General features: G+C 75.2%; 16 protein-coding genes. 3 read left to right on the top strand and 13 right to left on the bottom strand.

The window, feature by feature from the left end; genetic code table 11:
• Window positions 1-72: 72 nt before the first annotated feature.
• From Q3W71_RS00080 to Q3W71_RS00030, 11 genes are all read right to left on the bottom strand, one after another.
• Complete coding sequence (locus Q3W71_RS00080; RefSeq protein WP_302917197.1) at window positions 73-936, bottom strand: alpha/beta fold hydrolase; 864 nt, start codon at window positions 934-936, stop codon at window positions 73-75.
• 53 nt (window positions 937-989) lie between these two features.
• The gene (locus tag Q3W71_RS00075) at window positions 990-1,940 is read right to left on the bottom strand and encodes a glycosyltransferase family 9 protein (protein WP_302917196.1); all 951 of its coding nucleotides are present in this window, start codon (window positions 1,938-1,940) and stop codon (window positions 990-992) included.
• Window positions 1,937-2,620, bottom strand: coding sequence for an SDR family oxidoreductase (locus tag Q3W71_RS00070; RefSeq protein ID WP_302918681.1), 684 nt, complete (start codon window positions 2,618-2,620; stop codon window positions 1,937-1,939). The genes Q3W71_RS00075 and Q3W71_RS00070 overlap by 4 nt, the downstream gene beginning before the upstream one ends.
• Before the next feature lie 8 nt (window positions 2,621-2,628).
• Window positions 2,629-4,038 (bottom strand): D-glycero-beta-D-manno-heptose 1-phosphate adenylyltransferase, encoded by a 1,410-nt coding sequence (rfaE2, locus tag Q3W71_RS00065; RefSeq protein ID WP_302917195.1) that lies wholly within the window; start codon window positions 4,036-4,038, stop codon window positions 2,629-2,631.
• Entirely contained in the window at window positions 4,035-4,844 is an 810-nt protein-coding gene (locus tag Q3W71_RS00060) for an SIS domain-containing protein (protein WP_368050005.1), read from the bottom strand. Before Q3W71_RS00060 ends, rfaE2 begins: the two co-directional genes overlap by 4 nt.
• The gene (locus Q3W71_RS00055; RefSeq protein ID WP_302917194.1) at window positions 4,844-6,061 is read right to left on the bottom strand and encodes a glycosyltransferase; all 1,218 of its coding nucleotides are present in this window, start codon (window positions 6,059-6,061) and stop codon (window positions 4,844-4,846) included. The genes Q3W71_RS00060 and Q3W71_RS00055 overlap by 1 nt, the downstream gene beginning before the upstream one ends.
• The gene (locus tag Q3W71_RS00050; RefSeq protein ID WP_302917193.1) at window positions 6,046-7,035 is read right to left on the bottom strand and encodes a glycosyltransferase; all 990 of its coding nucleotides are present in this window, start codon (window positions 7,033-7,035) and stop codon (window positions 6,046-6,048) included. The genes Q3W71_RS00055 and Q3W71_RS00050 overlap by 16 nt, the downstream gene beginning before the upstream one ends.
• Window positions 7,036-7,091: 56 nt before the next feature.
• On the bottom strand, window positions 7,092-8,831 hold the full coding sequence (locus Q3W71_RS00045) for an HAD-IIIA family hydrolase (RefSeq protein ID WP_302918680.1): 1,740 nt from the start codon (window positions 8,829-8,831) through the stop codon (window positions 7,092-7,094).
• Window positions 8,832-8,866: 35 nt separating this feature from the next.
• Window positions 8,867-9,868, bottom strand: coding sequence for a glycosyltransferase family 2 protein (locus tag Q3W71_RS00040; RefSeq protein WP_302917192.1), 1,002 nt, complete (start codon window positions 9,866-9,868; stop codon window positions 8,867-8,869).
• Window positions 9,865-11,517: a carbamoyltransferase C-terminal domain-containing protein gene (locus tag Q3W71_RS00035; protein ID WP_302917191.1), complete on the bottom strand. Its 1,653-nt coding sequence runs from the start codon at window positions 11,515-11,517 to the stop codon at window positions 9,865-9,867. Before Q3W71_RS00035 ends, Q3W71_RS00040 begins: the two co-directional genes overlap by 4 nt.
• A 159-nt stretch (window positions 11,518-11,676) precedes the next feature.
• Window positions 11,677-12,957 carry a globin domain-containing protein gene (locus Q3W71_RS00030; protein ID WP_368050368.1) on the bottom strand — a complete coding sequence of 427 codons (1,281 nt, stop codon included), beginning with the start codon at window positions 12,955-12,957 and terminating at the stop codon, window positions 11,677-11,679.
• A 102-nt stretch (window positions 12,958-13,059) separates the two neighbouring features.
• On the opposite strand from Q3W71_RS00030, the gene Q3W71_RS00025 reads away from it, so the two are divergent.
• Entirely contained in the window at window positions 13,060-13,602 is a 543-nt protein-coding gene (locus Q3W71_RS00025) for an Rrf2 family transcriptional regulator (RefSeq protein ID WP_302917189.1), read from the top strand.
• Between the two features lie 119 nt (window positions 13,603-13,721).
• Here the strand turns inward: Q3W71_RS00025 and Q3W71_RS00020 are convergent, their stop codons facing one another.
• Together Q3W71_RS00020 and Q3W71_RS00015 are read right to left on the bottom strand one after the other, a co-directional pair.
• Window positions 13,722-14,981 carry a hypothetical protein gene (locus Q3W71_RS00020; protein ID WP_302917188.1) on the bottom strand — a complete coding sequence of 420 codons (1,260 nt, stop codon included), beginning with the start codon at window positions 14,979-14,981 and terminating at the stop codon, window positions 13,722-13,724.
• Window positions 14,982-15,210: 229 nt separating this feature from the next.
• Entirely contained in the window at window positions 15,211-15,870 is a 660-nt protein-coding gene (locus tag Q3W71_RS00015; RefSeq protein WP_302917187.1) for a bifunctional 2-polyprenyl-6-hydroxyphenol methylase/3-demethylubiquinol 3-O-methyltransferase UbiG, read from the bottom strand.
• 304 nt (window positions 15,871-16,174) lie between these two features.
• Here Q3W71_RS00015 and Q3W71_RS00010 point away from each other — a divergent pair, with 304 nt between their 5' ends.
• Window positions 16,175-18,232 carry a type IIA DNA topoisomerase subunit B gene (locus tag Q3W71_RS00010; protein ID WP_302917186.1) on the top strand — a complete coding sequence of 686 codons (2,058 nt, stop codon included), beginning with the start codon at window positions 16,175-16,177 and terminating at the stop codon, window positions 18,230-18,232.
• Between the two features lie 29 nt (window positions 18,233-18,261).
• A partial coding sequence (locus Q3W71_RS00005; protein WP_302917185.1) for a DNA topoisomerase (ATP-hydrolyzing) subunit A occupies window positions 18,262-20,739 on the top strand: 2,478 nt, incomplete at its 3' end.

Raw genomic sequence — 20,739 nt, 5'->3', positions numbered from 1 at the left:
CGGCATCCCTGCGGGCGGCGCGACCGGCGGGCCGTGCCGGCCCGGGCGGGGATCAGGCGCGCGGGGCGCCGGTCAGCGGGCCGGCAGGCCGGCGGTGAAGGCGGCCACCCGGTCGGCCAGCGGGGTCGCGGCCCGCACCCAGGTGAAGTGGTCCAGCGGGGCGCCGGCCTCGGCCACCGTGTAGCGCTCCCGGGCCACGGGGGCGCTGACCAGCTTGGCGCAGAGCTGGTCCATCGTCCCGTGCGGGGTGTACTGGTCGTCGTCCACGCTGACCGCGAGCACCGGGGTGCGTACCGCGCGCACGGCCGCCTCCGCGTCCACCCCGTCCAGCCGGGGGAAACGGCCGGTGCGGGCGGTGTGCGCCCAGTCCCGGATCACCCCGCGCGCCTGACGGCCGCCGAAGCCCCAGCCCGGCCAGACGCCGAGCAGCCGGGCCGTCGCGGCGATCCCCTGGGTGTACGGCAGCACCCCGAACCGCCGGGCGCCGGGGTAGGACCGCCAGTACGGGACGCCGACCGCGACCAGGGCCAGGCCGTCGACGGCGTCCGTGCCGTGCAGGGCGAGGTGCAGCAGGGCGACCTGCCCGCCGAGGGAGTGCCCGAGCAGCACGGTGCGGCGGCCGTCCAGCCGGGGCTTGAGCGCCGCCTGCACGGCGCCCACGTCGGTGGCCAGCTCGGCGTAGCCGTACCGGCAGGCACGGCTGGGTCTCGGTGTGCTCTCCCCGGTGCCACGCAGGTCGGCCACCACGACCGCCAGGCCGGCGGCGCGCAGCGCGGCGGCGAACGGGCGGTAGTAGCGGGCCCGCACTCCCATCGCCGGCCAGATCACCACCACCGGCGCCGCCGCCACCCCCTCCGGCTCCGGGTAGACCTGGATCCCGAGCCGGGCCCCGTCGACCTCGACGAACTCCTGCGCGTACTCCGCCGTCGCGTTCACGGGCTCAGGTTACCTGCCGGTAGCTGGCGGACCGTCCACCACCGGCCGCCCTCCTACGGTGTGGGCAGCAGGGCCGGCCGGTGCCGCTGCACCCGGTCCACGGCGGCGAGGACCTGCGACACGTCGAGCGCGGCCAGGGCCGGGTGGGGTGCGGTGTCGTCCGCCGCGGCCCGCGGCACCGGCCCGACCCAGAGCGCCTGGTGCCAGGGCCGGTCCGGCGGTGGCCCCCACTGCGCCGGGGCCACCGGGCCGAACAGCAGGACCGAGGGGGTGCCGTAGGCGGTGGCGAGATGCCCGATGCCGGTGTCGCCGCTGACCACCAGCCGGGCGTACGCGACCAGCGCGGCGAGGTCGCCGAGGTCGGTCTCGCCGGCCAGCACCGCCTCGTCGGGCAGCCCGGCCAACCGGGCCACCGCCACCGCGATCCCGCGTTCCCCCCGGTTGCCGGTGACCACCACCCGATGCCCCCGCCCGGCCAGTTCCCGGGCCACCCGGGCGAAGCGGGCCGGCGGCCAGCGTCGCTGCGTCGCCTTCGCGCCGGGGTGCACGATGCTCACCCCGGTCGGGATGCCGTCGGGTGGGGGGCGGTGCAGGTGCAGGTCGGTGCGGTCGGTGGGGATGTCGTACCAGGCGAGTAGGCGGCACCAGCGGTCGATTTCGTGGTCGTGGTCGTGCCAGTGGGGTCCGTCGGTGTGTCCGGCGTCGGGGTTGGCGTGGGCGAGGAGGCGGTGGGGTCGGGTGGCGAGGAGGAGTCGGTGGGACTGGGGTCCGCGGCCGTGCAGGTTGACGGCGAGGTCGGGGGGTGGGCCGGTCCAGGTGAGGGTGTCGAGGTCGGGGGTGTCGATCAGGTGGTCGATGGCGCCGATGAGGTTGACCAGGGGGGTGAGCCAGTGGGGTGCGGCGAGGGTGAGTTCCTGGTCGGGGTGGGCGGTGCGGAGGGCGCGGAGGGCGGGTACGGCGGTGGCGAGGTCGCCGACGCCGAGGGCGCGGAGGGTGAGGATCACGGGTAGCTGGTTTCTTGGTCGGCGCAGACGATCATTTCGCGGATGGCGCAGCCGGCGGGTTGGGAGAGGGCGAACATGATGGCGGCGGCGGTGTCGGCGGGGTCGTTGAGGATGGCGTCGGGGCCGGGTTGGTAGGTGGGGTCGCGGTCGTCGAAGAAGGCGGTGCGCATGCCGCCGGGGATGAGCAGGGTGACGCCGATGGTGCCGGCGAGTTCGGCGGCGAGGGCGCGGGTGAAGCCGACGACGCCGAACTTGGCGGCGCAGTAGGCGGTGGCGTCGCTGACGGCCTTGATGCCCAGCGTGGAGGCGACCGTGACGATGGTGCCGCGGGAGGCCTCCAGGAACGGCAGCGCGGCGCGGATCACCGCGGCCGTGGCGAGCAGGTCCACGGCGACGATGCGCTCCCAGGTCTCGCTCGGGATGTCGGCGAGCTTGCCCGGTACGTCCATGCCGGCGGCGGTGACCACCGCGTCCAGGCCACCGGAGCGTTCGGCCAACTGCCGGGTGGCGGCCTCGGCGGCCCGGGTGTCGGCCAGGTCGCACTCCACCCACGGCACCCCGTCCGCCGGCGGCCGCCGGTCCAGCACGTACGGCCGGCCGCCGGCCTTGGTCACGGCCGTCACCACCGCCGCGCCGAGTCCGCTCGACCCGCCGGTGACCAGGATCGCCGCTCCGTTCATCTCCCTGTTCATGCCGCTCCCTTGATGAGGTTCCCGCCGCGCGGGCGCGCGGCGGCGATCGTCGCCGTGGTGGACCGGCCGGCCAGGTAGGGGACCGTCACGACCCGGCCACCCCAGCTGCGCACCAGCTCGGCCTCGGGCAGTTCGGGCGCCCCGTCGCCGGCGTAGTCGCCACCCTTGACCCAGACGTCCGGGCGGAGCCGGGACAGCACCGCGTGCGGGGTGGGTTCGTCGAAGACCACCACCGCGTCGACGCAGTCCAGTGCGGCCAGCACCCGGGCCCGGTCGGCCTCGGTGTTGACCGGCCGCTCCGGCCCCTTCAGCCGGCGGACGCCGGCGTCGGAGTTGAGGCAGACCACCAGCGCGTCGCCGAGTCGGCGGGCCGCCTGGAGGGTGGCCACGTGCCCGGCGTGCAGGATGTCGAAGCAGCCGCCGGTGGCCACCAGGGTGCCCCCGTCGGCGCGTACCCGCGCCACCAGCTCCTCGGCCGGTCCGGCCTGCTGCGGGCGGGCCGGCGGGGTGTCCCGGTGCAGTCCCGCCGCGCCGCCGGCCGCCACGTACGCCGACGCGGCGGCGACCGCCTCGGCGACCGCTTCGGCGACCACCGCCCCGCCGGCCAGCGCGGTCGCCGCGGCGGCGGCGAACCGGTCCCCGGCGCCGCAGGTGTCCTCGACGTCGTGCACCCCGGACGGTGGCGGCACCACCAGGGGACTGCTGCCGGAGTGGCAGAGCACCGCCCCGTCCGGCCCCATGGTCACCGCGACCGCGCCGACCCGCCACCGCCGGCGCAGCTCGTGCCCGGCGCGGGTGGCGGTGGAGAGCGGATCGCCGGCACCGGCGTCGCCGGTGAGCTGGCGCAGCTCGGCCAGGTTCGGGGTGGCCAGCCGGGTGCCGGCGACCGCCGCTGCCCCGCGCGGGTGTGGGTCCCAGACCACCGGCGCCGGCGTCTCGGCCAGCGCGGCGCGCAGGGTCGGTTGGCGCAGCAACCCGCGCCCGTAATCGCTGGCCAGGACGGCGCCGGCGGTGGCGATCACCGCGCGGGCCGCCTCGGGTGGCTCGGCGCAGGGCTGCGGGGCGCCGCCCCGGTCCAGGCGCAGCAGCGTCTGGCCACCGGCGCGCAGCCGGATCTTCTCCGGCGTCGCGCCGGGCGTCCGGAGCGGGTAGAGCCGGACTCCGGCGGCGGTCAGCAGTTCGGCGAGGCGGGCGCCGGCCGGATCGTCGGCGAGCGCGGTGACCAGCGCCACCTCGGCGCCCTGGGCGGCGGCGAGCAGCGCCGCCAGGCCGGCGCCGCCGGGCCGGTCCACGGCCGACCGCTCGTCCAGCACCGGCGCCGGCGCGTCCGGGCAGATCCGGCTGACGGTGCCGGCCACGTCCCGGTCGAGCAGGGTGTCGCCGACCACCACCAGCGGGCCGTTCACGACGCCGCTCCGTCGCGCCGGGCGTGCCCGTTGGCAGCGTGCCCGTTGGCAGCGTGCCCGTTCGGCCCGTGCCCGTTCGGTCCGTGCCCGTTCGGCCCGTGGCTGTTCGGTCCGTGGCCCTTCGGGCCGCCGGGGCCGGGGGTGCCGGTGCTGGTGAGCGCCCGCCCGTCCCGACCGAACGGGCTGCCGAACCCCGCCGTCCGCCCGGCGGACAGCCGTGGCAGCTCCCGGACCAGGGGCAGCGCCTGGTCCACGTATTCGCAGAGCAGGTGGGTGGAGACGAGGTGGAGTTCCTGGACGATCTGGCTGTCGTCGGAGGGGATGGCGAGGGTGTCGTGGCAGGCGTCGGCGAGGGGGTTGGGGGTGGGGCCGGTGAAGGCCCAGCAGCGTAGGCCGGTGTCGTGGGCGGCGTGGGCGGCGTGCAGGAGGTTGGTGCTGGTGCCGCTGGTGGAGAGCAGGAGGAGGATGTCGTCGGGTCGGCCGTGGGCGCGGACCTGGCGGGCGAAGACTTGGTCGTAGCCGTAGTCGTTGCCGATGGCGGTGAGGGCGCTGGTTTCGGCGTGGAGGGCGATGGCGGACAGGGGTTGGCGGTCGTCGCGGAGTTTGCCGACGAGTTCGGCGGTGAGGTGTTGGGCTTCGGCGGCGCTGCCGCCGTTGCCGGCCACCAGCAGCCGACCGCCGCGCGCGAGCGTCCAGGCCAGCTCGGTGCCCCAGCCGGAGAGCCGCTCGGCCACCTGCCGGTACGGCAGCAGCGCGGCCGCCAGGTGGGCCAGGTGAGTGTCCAGGGTGGAGAGCTGCTGCGTCATCAGGCCACCGCCGGCGTGGCGCGGCCGACCGAGCTGACCGCGGCGTAGACCGCGCTCAACTGCTCGGCGCAGCGCTTCCAGGAGTAGCGGCTGCGGATCCGGTCCAGCGCCGCCGTGGCGTACGCGAAGCGGCGGACCTGGTCGGCGAGGAGCCGGCGGATCGCGGTGCCCAGCGCCCGCGGGTCGCGAGGTGGCACCAGGTCGCCGGTGAGGCCGTCCACCACGGTGTCGGCGATGCCGCCGACCCGGGTGCCGATCACCGGCACGCCGCAGGCCATCCCCTCCAGCGGGGTGAGCCCGAACGGCTCGTACCAGGGGGCGGCCACCAGGATGTCGGCCGAGCGGTACCAGCGGCCCATCTCCTCCCGCGGCACCGCGCCGACCAGGCGCACCCGGTCGGCCACCCCGCAGGACTCGGCCAGCGCGCCCAGCCGGCGGGCGAACGGGTCGGCGGGCAACAGGTCGGCGGGCGGACCGCCCACCACCACGCACTCCGCGTCGGGCACCGCGGGCATCGCCCGGACCACCTCCAGGAAGCCCTTGCGTTCCACCATCCGGCCCACGGTGAGGATCCGCGGCCGGGCGGGGTCGCGCGGGGCCACCGGCCCGTCGGGGCGGAACACCTCCTGGTTGACCCCGGACGGCACCAGGGCCATCCGGGACCGCGGCACCCCGAGCCGGACCAGCTCGCCGACCTCGTCCTGGCACTGCACGATCACCCGGTCGGCGGCCCGGCCGAGCGCCCGCTCGAAGCCGATCCGCCCTGGTGGACTGGTGTCCCGCGCGCCCTGGTGCCGGCGCTTCACGGTGCCCAGCGCGTGGTACGTGAGCACCACCGGCACCCCGGTCCGGCGGGCGGCGTGCAGGGTGGCCAGGCCGCTCATCCAGAAGTGCGCGTGCGCCACGTCGGGGCTCCAGTCGCCGTCCCGCCACTGGCCGGCCAGCCAGCGGCCGAACTCGCCCATGTGCGGCAGCAGCTCGTCCTTCGGCACCCGCAGGGCCGGGCCGGCCGGCACATGGCAGACCCGGTAGCCGTCCAGGGTGGCGACGGTGTCCGGCAGGCTGGGGGAGTCCCGGCGGGTGTACACGCGGACGTCGTGCCCCTCGCCGACCAGCGCGGCGGCCAGCTCCGCGACGTGGGTGTTCTGGCCACCGGCGTCCTCCTCCCCGAGGACGGCGAGTGGGCTGGCGTGCTCCGAGATCATCGCGATCCGCATGTTTCCTCCTCCATCAGCCGGTCCCAGTCGGTGAGGAACCGGTCCAGCCCGAAGCGTTCCTTCGCCACCTCGCGACCCCGCGCGCCCAACCGGGCGGCCGCGTCGCGGTCCGTCGTCAACCACCGGGCCGCCTCGACGAGCGTGTCCACCCGGGTGGAGAGCACGCCGGCGTCGGCCGGTACGGCGTCCACCGCCTCGGTGGTGGCCAGCGCGACGACCGGCATGCCGATCGCCATCGCCTCGATCAGGCTCAGCCCGAGCGAGGTCCACCGGCACAGGTGCAGGTACGCGCGCCGCCGGGCGACCTCGGCGTGCATCCGGTCCTGCGGCAGGTCGTCGTACCCGGTCACCGGCAGGCCGTCCGGGGCGCCGGCGCGGGCCAGCGCCTCGGGCAGCCCGGCCACCCCCATGCCGAAGACGTCCAACGGCGCCACCCGCGCGAAGCTGGGCATGAGGTCGGTGCCGGTGACCCGCCAGCGGCGCACCGGCTCGTTCGTCACCACCGCCAGCCGGTCCAGCTCGCCGCTCCACTCGTACCGGGGCGGCAGGATGCCGTGCTCCACCACCGTGGTGCGCGCGCCACCGGTGTCCCAGAACAGCTCGTTGAAGTGCGTGACGTGGGCGATGAGCAGGTCGTCGCGGTCGGCCATCGGGTGCCGGCTGTTGGGCACCTGGCCGTCCTTGGGGGTGTTGTGTTCGACGTAGATGGCGGGCAGGTCGTGGCCGGGTCGGCGGCCGAGCCATTCGGTGGCGAGGTCGAGTTCCTCGGGTCGTTGCAGGATGACCAGGTCGACGTCGGTGGTGGCGAGGTGGTCGGGGGTGATCTCGACGGCGGTGTCGGGCCAGGGGTAGGTGCGGGCGCGGCCGAGGCCGTAGGGGCCGCGGTCGGGGGTGACCGGGATCAGGTAGCGGTGCTTGCCGTGCACGAACGAGGTGGTCCAGGAGCCGTGCACGTGCCAGAGCAGGACGTTCATGCCACTCCTCAAACGGGCGTCGCGGTGGTGGGCGGACGGGGACCGTGCGGGGGTGCTCAGGTGGGGACCGGAGGGCCGAGGACGCGGACGGCCGCGACCACCTCGGCCGGGTCGACGCGGGCCAGGCAGGGGTGCCCGGGAACGGGGCAGCGGGCGGCCCGGGTGTCGCGGCAGGCGGCGGTGGCGTCGCCGAGGCGGACGGTGGGCACCCGCCAGGGCCCCCACTGTCCGAACGGGACGGTGGGCGCGAAGAGGCTGACCACCGGTGTGCCGACGGACGCGGCGAGGTGCGCCGGCCCGGTGTTGCCGACCACCACGCAGCGGGCCCCGGCGAGCACCCGGGCCAGGCCGGCCAGGTCGGTCCGCCCGCCGAGGTCGACCGCGCCGGCGGCGGCGACCCGGGCGGTCAGGTCGGTCTCGTCCGGGCCGCCGGTGACCACCACCCGGTGACCGGCGGCGAGCAGCGCGGCCACGATCTCGGCGTGCCGGCGCGGGTCGGCGGCGCGGGCCGGCACCGACGCGCCGGGGTGCACCACCACGTAGCCCGGTTCGGCCAGCGCCGGGTGCCCGGCGGTCACCGGGTCGGCGGCGAGGACCTCCGGGCCGAGGCGGAGGGTGGGTTCGTCGTCGTCGGTGAGTGTGTAGCCGGCGGCGGCGGCGAGGGAGAGGGCGCGTTCGGGTTCGGGGACGCCGACGGGGACGCGGTGGCGGATGTCGAGCAGGCTGCCGGGGTAGTCGTCGCTGATCGCGGCGATGCGTGGTACGCCGGCCATGCGTAGTAGCAGGGCCAGGGGCAGGGGGGACTGGTGGAAGCTGGTGAAGATCACCGCTTCGTCCGCGTCGACGGCCGTGAGCCGGTCGGTGAGGGTGTGCATGGTGGCCGGGTCGACCGGGTCGGGGGTGGCCTCGATCCAGGGCAGCGGGTGCTCGATGACGGCGTCGACTCCGGGTAGCAGGTCCGCTGCCGCGCGTCCCCGGGGCCCGCACAGCAGCACCACCCGGTCCGCGCCGGCCGCGACCGCTCGGATACCCGGCCCGGTGACCAGCACGTCCCCGGCCGAGTCCGACCGCACCACCAGCACCGTCCGCCCCCGCCCCGACCGACCCGCCCCACCACCGGCACCGGCAGCGGTCGTCGTCACGGCGTGCGCAGGCGTTCCCGTCGCGGCGGCGGAACCGGCCGCTGCGACGTCAACCGACAGGAAGGCCGAAGTGGCACCCGACGACCGGTAGGTGGCCGGATCCACCGCCGCCTGCCGGGACAGGATCAACTCCACCGCGGCCGGCAGATCCACCGCCACCTGCGGCGCCGCCGCGACCTCCTCCGGCCGGGTCACCGGCGTCGGCACCAACACCCCCGACGCCCCGGCCGCCAACGCCGCCGCAACGTCCCGCCCGATATCCCCCACCACCACACACCGCGCCGGCGTCGTCCCCAACTCCCGCGCCGCCGCCCACACCAACCCCGGCAACGGCTTACGACACCCACACCCGTCACCGTCATCATGCGGACACACCAACCACGCATCGAACGACCCCAACAACCGCTCGACCCGCGCGTGCACCGCCCGCATCTGCGCCTCGGTGAACAACCCCCGCGCCAACCCCGACTGGTTCGTCACCACCGCCAGCCGCAACCCCGCCGCCCGCAACCGATCCAACGCCACCCGCGCCCCCGGCACCGGCCGCACCTTCTCCGGATCACCGTTGAACGGCACGTCCTCCACCAACGTCCCGTCCCGATCCAGCAACACCGCGTCGTAGAGGCGGTGACCTGCACTGATCGGGGCGTCCATGTCGGAGCAGTTGCCTCGGCCGGGAGAAGTAAACATCAACTGCCCGTTCCGGGGCGCTCGTCGCGGCTGCCCCACCAGCCGCGTAGCCAGTGGGTCACGGCCAGTGGCGGGATCAGCGCGCTGGTCACCACCATGGTGGCGACCTCGCCGGGGGTGCGCGGGCCGGGCGCGATCCGGGCCCGGGCGAACTCGGCGGTGCCGGCGAGCCAACCGAGCGCGCCGGCCGTGGCCGCCGCGCCGAGCGCCGCCCGGCGCGCCCCGCCGGTCCCGGCGTACAGTCCGGCCGCGACCAGGGCGAGGGCGCCCGACGCGGTGACCGCCACGTGCCGGTGCCGGCGCCCGGGCGGCAGTCGAAGGTCGGTGCGCCAGTAGGGGCCGTAGAGCCGGCGCAGCAGCGCGTCGTCGGCGTTGCCCCGCTGGGTGCGCAGGCTCACCCAGCGGCTCTCCGGGCGTACCGGGTGGGTCACCGACCGTTCGCCGCGGACCAGCTCCCAGCCGGCGCGGCGCACCCGGTGGGCCAGTTCGGCGTCCTCCCGGTAGGCGCGCGGGAACCGTTCGTCGAAGCCGCCGGTGTCGTCCAGCGCCGCCCGGCGGTACGCCATGTCGGCGGTGATCCAGTTCCCCTCGGCGAGGCCGGCGGTGACCCGTTCCCAGTCGGTCGGCCGGCGGTGCGCCGGCAGCGGCACCCGGACCACGCCCTGCACCCCGCCGACCAGGTCGCCGACGGCCAGGTCGGCGAGGAGTCGCCGGCACCAGTCGGGGGCCGGCACGACGTCGTCGTCGAGGAAGACGATCCAGGGGGAGCGGGCGGCGCGCCAGCCGAGGTTGCGGGCGGCCGCCGGCCCCGCGCCGGGCCCGGTCAGCACCTTGGTGTACGCCGCCAGCGCGCCCGGCACCGGCAGCTCGCCGGTGCTCTCGCGGCGGTCGTCGACCAGCAGGATCTCCGGGTCGGGCAGCTCACCCACCTGGCCGGCGAGCGCGTCGAGCAGCACGGCGAGGCTGGGCCGGCCGAGCGTCGGCACCACGATGCTGATCACCGGTCACCGCCCAGCGCGCCGCGGCGCACCGCGAACGGGCCGATGGCCAGCAGCTCCACCGGGGCGGATCCGAACAGCTCCATCGCCTCGCGTGGGGTGTCCACCATCGGGCGGCCGGCGGTGTTCAGCGAGGTGTTCACCACCACCGGCAGGCCGGTCAGCCGGTCGAACTCGGCGAGCAGGTCGGCGACCAGCGGTTCGGTGTCGGCGTGCACGGTCTGCACCCGGGCGGTGCCGTCGACGTGGGTGACCGCCGGGATGCGGTCGCGCCAGTCGGGCCGCACCCGGTGCACGAAGAGCATGTACGGGCTGGGGTAGACGCCCTCGAAGATCTCCGCGAAGCGCTCCGCGCGGACCATCGGGGCGACCGGGCGGAACTGCTCGCGCCCCTTGACGTCGTTGAGCCGGGCGGTGGTGGCCGGGTCACCGGGGTGGGCCAGCAGCGACCGGTGCCCGAGGGCGCGGGGCCCGTACTCGCTGCGCCCCTGGAACCAGGCGACCACCCCGTTGCCGGCCAGCACCCGGGCCGCCTCGGCGGCGATCGAGTCCGGCCGGGTGTACGGCAGCGCGGCGCGGCGCAGCTCCGCCTCCAGCTCCTCGTCCGACCAGCCGCGACCGAGGTCGGCCCCGGCCATCGGGATGGTCCGGTCACCGAGGTCGCGGGCGACGTGCAGGGCGGCGCCGAGCGCGGTGCCCGCGTCACCGGCCGCCGGCTGCACCCAGACGTTCCGGTACGGTCCCTCGGCGGCGATCCGGGCGTTGGCCACGCAGTTGAGCGCCACCCCGCCGGCCATGGCCAGGGTGGACGCCCCGCCCGAGGCGTCGTGCAGCCAGCGGGCCAGGTCGAGGATCACCTCCTCCAGCCGGGCCTGCACGCTGGCGGCCAGGTCGGCGTGGTCGCCGGTCATCTCCCCGTCGGCGGTGCGGGCCTTGGCCAGGCTGCCCCAGTCGATCGGCTCGATGGCGAAGCCGCCCTCCGGGGTGGCCCGCACCAGTTCGCGCAGCAGGCCGAGGTGCTTCGGCTCGCCGTACGAGGCCAGCGCCATCACCTTGTACTCGTCGCTGGAGTGCAGGAAGCCCAGGTGCCGGGTGAGGTCCTCGTAGAGCAGGCCGAGGGAGTGCGGCAGCTGCTGGGCGGCCAGCGGGCGCAGCAGCCCGTCGGCGTAGACGCCGGCCAGGTGGCTGGCCACCTCGCCGCGTCCGTCGAGGACGAGCACCGCCGTGTCGTCGCCGCCCGCCGGTGCGGCCAGCCCGGCCGACGCGGCGTGCGCCACGTGGTGCGGGACGAAGCGCACCCTGCCGGGGTCGAGGCCGGGCAGGGCGGCGGCCAGGAACTGCGGCGCGCGCTGGGCGTACTCGACGCGCAGCCAGTCCCATGGGTCGGCCAGTCCGAGCGTCTCCGCCGGGCGGCACAGCCCGGGGTCGAACGAGTAGGCGACCGCGTCGAGGTCGTCGACGTCCAGTCCGGCGCTGGCCAGGCACCAGGCGGCGGAGAGTTCCGGCAGCTCCCACGCCGAGAAGGCGACCGGACGCTTGCCGTGCTTGCGGCGGCTGAACCGTTCCTCTTCGGCGGCAGCCACCACCCTGCCGTCGACCACCAGGGCGGCCGCCGGATCGTGGAAGATCGCGTTGATGCCAAGGACCCGCATGGGAAGGTCCCTACCCTCGGCTTCTCCGCCTAACCTCTAGATCATCGACTTCTCCTGAGGGGCCGCTCAGTCGGGTGTGGAGATTCGGGCGGGCGCCGGGGCGGCGCGTCGCCCCGGCGCCCGCCGGCCCGGCTCCGGTTCGGCGGACGTATCCCGTGGTCAGGCCCGGTCGTCGCGGAGCATGCCCGGGCCGAACACCTCGTAGGCGATCCGCTCCACCGGGACCCCGCGGCGCAGCAGGCCACCGCGGACCACGTTCATGAACGGCAGCGGCCCGCACAGGTGCACGTGCGCGTCGGGGGAGAGCGGGATCAGCTCCGGGTCGACCCGGCCGCCGGCCACCTCGGCGGTCGGTCCGGCCCGGTCGGCGTCGGTGACCTCCTCGTACCAGAGCGTGGTCCGCAGGTTGGGCAGCGCGGCGTGCAGGCGCGGCAGCTCGCCGCGGAAGGCGTGCGCGGCGCCGGCCCGGTCGGCGTGCACCAGCGTCACCGGGCGCTGCGGTTCGGTGGCGGCCAGGTGCTCCAGCGCGGCCATCGCGGGGGTCAGCCCGATGCCCGCGCTGACCAGCAGCAGCGGTCCGGACCCGGCGACCGCGCTGACCTCGCCGAAGGGCGGGCTGAGCCGGAGGGTGTCACCGACGGTGACCTGCTGGTGCAGGAAGGTGGAGACCATGCCGTCGGGGGCGCCGTCGGTGCCGCGCACCCGCTTGACGGTGATCCGCCAGTGGTCGGCGCCGGGGCGGCCGGAGAGGCTGTACTGCCGGATCTGCCGGCCGCGCCCGCCGTCCAGGTCGACCGCCACCGACGTGTACTGGCCGGGGGTGAAGGTGGGCACCGCGCCGCCGTCGACCGGGACCAGGGCGAACGAGACCACGTCGGGGGTCTCCCGCACCTTGTCGGCCACCCGCCAGTCGCGCCACACCGACTCGCCCTCGGCCAGCCCGGCGAGCGTGTAGAGGCGCGCCTCCCGGGCGATCAGCTCGCAGGCCAGCAGCCAGTACACCTCGTCCCAGGCCGCCGCCACCGCCGGGGTGACCGCCTCGCCCAGCACCTCGCCGACGGCGGCGAGCAGGTGCCGGCCGACGATCGTGTACTGGGTGGCGGTGATGCCCAGCGAGGCGTGCTTGTGCGCGATCCGGTCCAGGATCGGCCCCCACGGCACCGTCGAGCCGCCGGTCAGGTGCCCGGCGTACGCCACCACCGCGCCGGCCAGCGCGGCCTGCTGCGCCCCGGTCGCCTGGTTGCCCCGGTTGAACAGGTCCAGCAGTTCCGGGTGCGCCTCGAACATCCGCTGGTAGAACCGGCGGGTGATCGCCTCCCCGTGCGCTTCGACGGCGGGCAGGGTCGCCGTCACCACTGCTGCTGAGGACTCGGTGAGCACGAGTTGTCTCCTTCTCCGATGAACCGTTCGGGCCCGGCCAGCTAAACAAGCATTTGAGATACCTCTTCAGGGCCGAAGGTCCCGGGTCGCTGGTCGCCCGGATCACACTCCCGGCCCGTCCGGCCGTGGTCGGCGGCGTCCGCGCTGGCTAGGGTCGGGCGGGTGAGGCTCAACCGGTCCACCGACATGGCGCTGCGGATCGCCATGGCCGCCGCCGCGACGCCGCGCCGGACGACCGTCGAGGAGTTGGCCGGGCAGTTGGCGCTGCCGCGCAACCACGTGGCGAAGCTGGTCCAGCGGTTGCAGCGGCTCGGCGTGCTGGTCACCGTCCGGGGCCGGGCCGGCGGGGTGACGTTCGCCGAGGGCGGCGGGCGGCTCACCGTGGGGCAGGTCGTCCGGGCGTTCGAGGGTGAGGACGAGGTGGTCGACTGCGAGGCCCCGCCCTGCCCGCTGCGGGCGGCCTGCTGGCTGCGCGCCGAGCTGCGCCGCGCCCGGCAGGCGTTCCTCGCCGTGCTCGACGGCGTACGCCTCGACGACCTGGTCGCCGGCCCGGCCGGCCCGATCGTGCTCGCCCTCGGCGCGCCCCCGGCCGCGCCCGGCGTCCCGGCCGCGCCCGGCGTCCCGGCCGCACCCGGCGTCCCCGCCGCACCCGTTGGGCCGGGCGTCCCGGCGACCTGCGCGGCGGCGGCCGGGAGCGAGGGGTAGGTCGACCGCGGGCGAGCGGCGCGCCCGGGTTGTTCCGGCGGGTCGCCCGGACGCGGACGAGGCCCCGCCGGGCGGCGGGGCCTCGTCGTCGCCGCGCCCGCGGGCCCGGGCGCGGCGGGTCAGGAGACGGTGATCGACCCGTTGGTGGCGCGGACGCAGGCCACCGCGCGGGCGCTGGTGGCGGCGGCGCCGCTCAGGCACTGCCCCAGCACCTGGTGCCCGGCCGCGTTCGGGTGCCACGACTCCTGGCAGGTCTGGAAGTACGACACGCAGGTGTTGGCGATCCGCTGGATGGCGATCTTGTCCTTGCCGGCCAGGCTGGTGACGAAGACGCCGTTCGGCGGGGAGTCCTGGAGCCGGATCGGGGTGGCCAGCGCGCCGGTCGGGCTGGCCGCCGACTCGCAGAGCCGGGCGCCGTCGAAGGCCCGCTGCACGTTGAGGTAGACCAGGTCGGCGCCGGGGAACTCGGCGGCCAGGGTGTCCCGGGTGGACCGCACCAGGGTGCCGAGGCCCTGCGAGAAGCGGTGGCCGGGCAGCAGGCTGGCCCGGTGGATCGGGCAGCCGGCCGCGTACCGCTCGGCGCCCAGGGCGCGGAACTTGTCCCGGGTGTCGTCCCGGCTGTCCTCGGTGTGGAACGTCGGGTCGAGGTCGAACGGCAGCGGGTTGGTGTAGTCCTGGAAGACGACCCGGTGCTGGCCGTCGGCGTCGATCTCGCGCAGGGTGGTCAGCAGCTGGCGTACGGCCGTGGTGGTCTCCGCGGTCGCGGCGCTCCACTGCGCGGCGGTGGCCAGGTCGGCGTCCGTGCAGGGCTCCTGCTCGACCGGTCCGCCGAGGTACGCCCAGAACTCCCACCAGCCGGTCCAGGCGTCCGCGATGAACCGGTTGGCGCACTTCTCGGCGACGTCGCCGAAGGTGAACGAGCTGTTGTTGGAGCCGAGCCCGAGCAGCACCAGGTCGATGTCGTGGGTCCGCCCGACCGCGCGCAGCTGGTCGAGCTGCGCGGCCACCTGCCGGCCGTTCGCCCGGGCCGAGGAGGCGGTGGCGATGTCGTGCGGCTGGCCGCCGGAGCAGGCGAGGTTGAACCGGTCCTGGATGCCCGGCAGGGTGGCCCGGTGCAGCGAGGCGTTCGCCGAGCGGTGGCAGAAGAACGCGTTGCTGTTCGGCGCCGTCCAGCCGGGGAAGGTCTGTGCGACGCCGTTGGCGTCCACCACCGGGGCGTACGCGCCGGCGCCCTCGCCGCTGATGAAGCTGTCGCCGATCGCGACGGCCGCGGTGGGCAGGGCCGCCGAGGCGGGCCCGGGCGGCGCCACGGCGGTGGCGAGCGCCGTCGTGGCGGCGGCCAGCGCGACCGCGACGACGGTACGACGGAACCTGGACATGGGTCCCCCATCCGACGATCGAAATATGAAAGATCCTCCGAGAGCGCGATCAGATCACCTCGGTGTGACGGCCGTCAATGGCCGGAAACATGATCCTTCGATGCGGGGCGGTCCCCGGGGCGGCGCCACCGGTCGTGCGGGCAGCCCGACCGGGGCGGACGTGACCGCCACGTCGGCGGTCCCGGCCCGGGGTGGGCGACTGGTGTGCGGCGCCCGTGCGCCGGTGGCGTCAGGCGGGGCGGTGGAACTCCGCACGCCAGCGGAGCACGCCCGACGGGTCCCGCAACTCCTCGACGCGGACCGGCGCGAGCCCGTTCCCGGCGAAGGCGTCGACCTCGCCGCGGGTGAGCGGCCAGGGCGGCGCGGCCGGCGGCTCCTCGTCGTCGGCCCGGCCGGCGGCGATCACCAGCAGCGTGCCGCCCGGCGCCACCAGGTCGGCGACCGCGCCGAACCCGGCGACCCGGACCTCGGGTGGCAGCGCCTGCACGTTCATGCTCTCCACCACCAGGTCGAACCCGCGCCGCCAGGCGGCCGGCGGGTCGAGCAGGTCGGCCACCCGGTAGTCGACCGGCGAGCCCGGGTGCCGGTCCCGGGCGGTCCGGACCGCTGTCGGGGAGATGTCGAAGGCCACGGTGGCGAAGCCGAGCCCGGCCACGTGCTCGGCGTCCCGGCCGTAGCCGCAGCCCACCACGGCCGCCCGCCGGCCGGCCCCGGTCAGCCCGCTCGCCGCGGTCCACCCGGCCAGCAGCCCGTGCGGGGCGTCCCGGTCCCACGGCACCGCCGCGTCGCCCCGCTCCGCCTCGGTGTAGAGCCGCTCGAACCAGCCGGTCGGGTCGCCCGCCGCGAGTGACTCGGCCGACAGCCGCCCGGTCGCCCCGTCCTCCCGCACGCCGCCTCCCCGCGCCGGCGCCCCACCGGGCGCGACCGTCGGCCAGCGTAGCGGTGCGGTGCCGTTCCGGCCGTCCCGGGCGGGAGCCGGAATCCGGCCGGCGTCCGCGGCGTTGCACTGCCGGGAGCGCGCCGAGCGCGTCTTCCGGAGCTTCCGGGCCGCAGCCGCGCCCCGCCCCGGCGGGTCGCGCGGGGTGCCACGGCGTTGTCGGAGCAGCGGGCTAGGCTCGCTGCGGCGCGCCGCGAGGGGGGCGACGTTCGCCGGTGAGCGGCACCACACCGCCGAGACCTGGGAGTACGACCAGTTGACCGCAGAGCCTGAGACCCTGTACGGGGCCGACGACCTCACGCACCTCGAGGGGCTGGACGCCGTCCGCAAGCGGCCCGGCATGTACATCGGCTCCACCGACAGCCGTGGCGTGGGTCACCTCGTCAACGAGATCCTCGACAACGCCACCGACGAGGGTGTCGCCGGTCACGCCCGCAAGGTCGAGGTGACGCTGCACGCCGACGGCTCGGTGCAGGTCGACGACGACGGCCGGGGCATCCCGACCGACGTGCACGCCCGCTCCGGCCTCTCCGGCGTCGAATTGGTGCTCACCCGGCTGCACGCCGGCGGCAAGTTCGGCGGCTCCGGCTACAAGACCTCCGGCGGCCTGCACGGCGTGGGCGCCTCGGCGGTCAACGCGCTCTCTCGCCGGTTCGACGTGACGGTCCGCCGGGGCGGCAAGGTCCACGCCATGTCGTTCCGGCACGGCGTGCCGGGGATCTTCGACGGCGACGGGCCGGACGCGCCGTTCACCGCCGGCCCGGGGCTCCAGGTCGTCGGCGCGATGAAGCGCGGTCAGCGCACCGGCACCTCCATCCGCTACTGGCACGACCCCCGCTACTTCGAGACCGGCGCGGCCCTGGACACCGAGGCCGTGCGGATGAAGCTGCGCAACACCGCCTTCCTGGTCCCCGGCGTGAGCTACCTGCTGCGCGACCACACCGGCGCCGAGCCGACCGAGGAGCGCTTCCACTTCCCCAACGGGCTGACCGACATGGTGGAGTTCCTCGCCCCGGCCGGTGACCGCCCGGTCTCCGGCACGCTGCTGGTCACCGGCGAGGGCAGCTACCGGGAGAACGCCGCCGACGCCAACGGCGTGATGCAGTCCAACGTGCAGCGACGGGCCGAGGTCGAGGTGGCCTTCCGCTGGGGCACCGGCTACGAGCGCACCGTCGAGTGCTTCACCAACACCATCCGCAACGCGCACGGCGGCACCCACCGCAAGGGCTTCGAGCGGGCCCTGGCGCGTACCCTCGCCGACGCCGTCCGCAACACCCGTGGCCTGCTCAAGGCCAAGGAGGATCCGCCCACCCTGGACGACGTCCTGGAGGGGATGACCGCGGTGGTGCACGTGCGGATCCCCGAGCCGCAGTTCACCTCGCAGACCAAGGACGAACTCTCCACCGCCGGCATCACCAAGGTGATCCAGTCCCTGGTCGAGCAGCACGTCAAGGCCTGGCTGGACGACCGGCGCAGCAAGGCCGAGGCCCGCACGGTGCTCCAGAAGATCGTCGACGCGGCCCGGGTGCGGCTGACCCAGAAGCAGCAGAAGGACGCCGCCCGGCGCAAGACCGCCCTGGAGGGCGCGTCGATGCCGGCCAAGCTGGTCGACTGCCGGGCCGCGGGGATCGAGCGCAGCGAACTGTTCATCGTGGAGGGCGACAGCGCGCTGGGCACCGGCCGCCTGGCCCGCTCGGCCGAATACCAGGCGCTGCTGCCCATCCGGGGCAAGATCCTCAACGTGCAGAAGGCCAACCTCCAGCAGGTGCTGGACAATGCCGAGTGCGCCGCCATCGTGCAGGTGCTCGGCGCCGGCTCCGGGCGCACCTTCGACCTGTCCGCGCTGCGTTACGGCCGCGTACTGATCATGGCGGACGCCGACGTGGACGGCGCGCACATCCGGACGCTGCTGATCACGCTCTTCGCCCGCTACATGCGGCCGCTGATCGAGGCCGGCCGGCTCTACGCCGCGATGCCGCCCCTGCACAAGATCACCACCAAGGGCCGCAACCCGGAGACGTTCTACACCTACACCCAGGCCGAGATGGCGGCGACGGTGCGCAGGCTGGAGAAGGCCGGCAAGCAGATCGTCACTCCGATCCCGCGGTTCAAGGGTCTCGGCGAGATGGACGCCGACGAGCTCTGGGAGACCACCATGAACCCGGCCACCCGGTCGGTCCGCCGGATCACCCTCGACGACGTCGACGCCGCCGAGCGGATCCTCGACCTGCTGATGGGGGAGAAGGTCGAACCGCGTCGCAACTGGCTGATCGACTCGGCCGACCTGGTCGACCGGGAGGCGATCGACGCATGAACACGTCAGTACGAGGGGAGGGCTGAGCGATGGCACGCCGCAAGGACACCAAGGTCGACCATTCCGCGTTCGACCAGGCCGGTGCCCGGGTCATCGACAACTCGCTGGTCGCCGAGGTCTCCGACTCCTACCTGGAGTACGCCTTCTCGGTGATCCACTCCCGGGCCCTGCCGGACGCCCGCGACGGCCTCAAGCCGGTGCACCGGCGCATCCTCTGGTCGATGTACGAGCAGGGGCACCGCCCCGACCGCGGCCACGTGAAGTCGGCCCGGATCGTCGGCGACGTCATGGGTAAGTACCATCCGCACGGCGACACCGCGATCTACGACGCGATGGTCCGGCTGGCCCAGGACTTCTCCCTCAACGTGCCGCTCATCGACGGGCACGGCAACTTCGGCTCCCCGGACGACGGCCCGGCCGCCGCCCGTTACACCGAGGCCCGGATGTCCCGCGAGGCGATGCTGCTCGTCGGCGAGCTGGGCGAGGACACCGTCGACGTCGAGCCGAACTACGACGGCTCGCTGACCCAGCCCACCGTGCTGCCCGCCGCCTTCCCCAACCTGCTGGTCAACGGCGCGTCCGGGATCGCGGTCGGGATGGCGACCAACATGATCCCGCACAACCTCGCCGAGGTGGTCCAGGCCGCCCGCTGGTTGATCAACCACCCGGACGCCACGCTCGACAAGCTGATGGAGTTCGTGCCCGGCCCCGACCTGCCCACCGGTGGCCTGCTGCTCGGCCTGGACGAGGTCCGCCGGGCCTACGAGACCGGGCGGGGCGTGGTCCGGATGCGCGGCAAGGTGGAGATCGGCCCGCTGGAGGGCAGCCGGGGCCGGCAGGCGATCACGGTGGTCGAGCTGCCCTACGGCGTCGGCGCCGAGAAGGTGATCGCGGCGATCACCAACGAGGTCACCAAGACCAAGCGGCTCACCGGCATCGCCGACGTCAAGGACCTCACCGACCGGGAGAGCGGCACCCGGCTGGTCATCGAGTGCAAGGTCGGCGTCAACCCGCAGGCCCTGCTCGCCGACCTCTACCGGCTTACCCCGCTGGAGCAGTCCTTCGGCGTCAACAACCTGGTGCTGGTCGACGGGCAGCCGCAGACGCTCGGGCTGAAGGCGCTGCTGGAGGTCTTCCTGGCCCACCGCTACGAGGTGGTGACCCGGCGCAGCTCGTACCGGCGGCGCAAGCGCGAGGAGCGGCTGCACCTGGTCGACGGCCTGCTGATCGCGTTGCTCGACATCGACAAGGTGGTCAAGCTGATCCGGGGCAGCGAGGACGCGCAGGCGGCCAAGGACGGGCTGATGCGGCGGTTCAAGCTCTCCGAGATCCAGGCGACCTACATCCTGGACACTCCGCTGCGCCGGCTCACCAAGTACGACCGGATCGAGCTGGAGGCCGAGCAGGAGAAGCTGCGCACCGAGATCGCCGAGCTGTCCCGGATCCTCGACGACCCGAAGGTGCTCCGGAAGCTCGTCTCCGACGAACTGGCCGCGGTGGTGAAGCAGTTCGGCACCGCCCGGCGGACCACCCTGGTCGACGGCGACCTCAAGGAGGTGCTGGCGGCGTCCGCGCCGGCCGGCCCGCTGGAGGTGGCCGACGATCCGTGCCAGGTGATCCTCTCCGCGACCGGGCTGGTCGCCCGGACCGCTGCCGAGTCGGAGGAGGCGGCCGAGGGGCGGCGCCGGCACGGTCGGGTCAAGCACGACGCGGTACGCGCCGTGGTGCACACCACCGCCCGGGGCCGGGTGCTGCTGGTGACCAGCGCCGGCCGGGCGTTCAAGATCGACGTGCTGCCGCTGCCGGTGCTGCCCGAGCAGGCCGGCACGGTGTCGCTGCGCGGCGGCATGTCGGCCGCCGAACTGGTGCCGCTGGCCGCCGGCGAGACGGTGGTCGGCCTGGCGCCGCTCGGCCCGACGGCCGAGGGCTCGCCGGGGCTGGCGCTCGGCACCCGGCAGGGCGTGGTGAAGGTCTGCGCGCCGGACTGGCCGGTCCGCTCGGACGAGTTCGAGGTGATCGGGCTGCGCGAGGGCGACGAGGTGGTGGGCGCGACCTGGCTCACCGACGGGGCCGAGACGCTCACCTTCGTCACCTCGGAGGCGTCGCTGCTGCGCTTCCCGGCCGGGCTGGTGCGCCCGCAGGGACTCAAGGGCGGCGGCATGGCCGGCATCAACCTGCCGGCCGGCGCGCGGGTGGTGTTCTTCGGCGCGGTGCGCACCGACGACCCGAAGCACGGTGAGCCGATGGTGGTCACCTCCACCGGGGCGACGGTGAAGGTGACGCCGTTCAAGGCGTACCCGGCGAAGGGGCGGGCGACCGGCGGGGTGCGCGCCCAGCGGTTCCTCAAGGGCGAGACCGACGTGGTGGTCGCCTGGGTCGGCCCGCGCCCGGTGGGCGCCACGGCCAACGGCGAGCCGGTGGAGCTGCCGGCGGCCGACCCGCGCCGCGACGGCTCCGGCTTCGCCGTCATGCTCGGCCCCACCGTCATCGGCCACCAGATCGAACGC

The sequence above is a fragment of the Micromonospora sp. C28SCA-DRY-2 genome (assembly GCF_030519475.1).
In the GTDB taxonomy this organism is placed as follows: Bacteria; Actinomycetota; Actinomycetes; order Mycobacteriales; family Micromonosporaceae; genus Micromonospora.
This window is presented reverse-complemented; position numbering and strand designations above follow the sequence as displayed.

What these genes read in the sequence shown, in the direction of transcription:
- Q3W71_RS00070 (WP_302918681.1), bottom strand. Translation starts at nt 2,620, where the DNA reads ATGAACGGAGCGGCGATCCTGGTCACCGGCGGGTCGAGCGGACTCGGC.
- Q3W71_RS00060 (WP_368050005.1), bottom strand. Translation starts at nt 4,844, where the DNA reads ATGACGCAGCAGCTCTCCACCCTGGACACTCACCTGGCCCACCTGGCG.
- Q3W71_RS00055 (WP_302917194.1), bottom strand. Translation starts at nt 6,061, where the DNA reads ATGCGGATCGCGATGATCTCGGAGCACGCCAGCCCACTCGCCGTCCTC.
- Q3W71_RS00050 (WP_302917193.1), bottom strand. Translation starts at nt 7,035, where the DNA reads ATGAACGTCCTGCTCTGGCACGTGCACGGCTCCTGGACCACCTCGTTC.
- Q3W71_RS00045 (WP_302918680.1), bottom strand. Translation starts at nt 8,831, where the DNA reads ATGGACGCCCCGATCAGTGCAGGTCACCGCCTCTACGACGCGGTGTTG.
- Q3W71_RS00035 (WP_302917191.1), bottom strand. Translation starts at nt 11,517, where the DNA reads ATGCGGGTCCTTGGCATCAACGCGATCTTCCACGATCCGGCGGCCGCC.
- Q3W71_RS00020 (WP_302917188.1), bottom strand. Translation starts at nt 14,981, where the DNA reads ATGTCCAGGTTCCGTCGTACCGTCGTCGCGGTCGCGCTGGCCGCCGCC.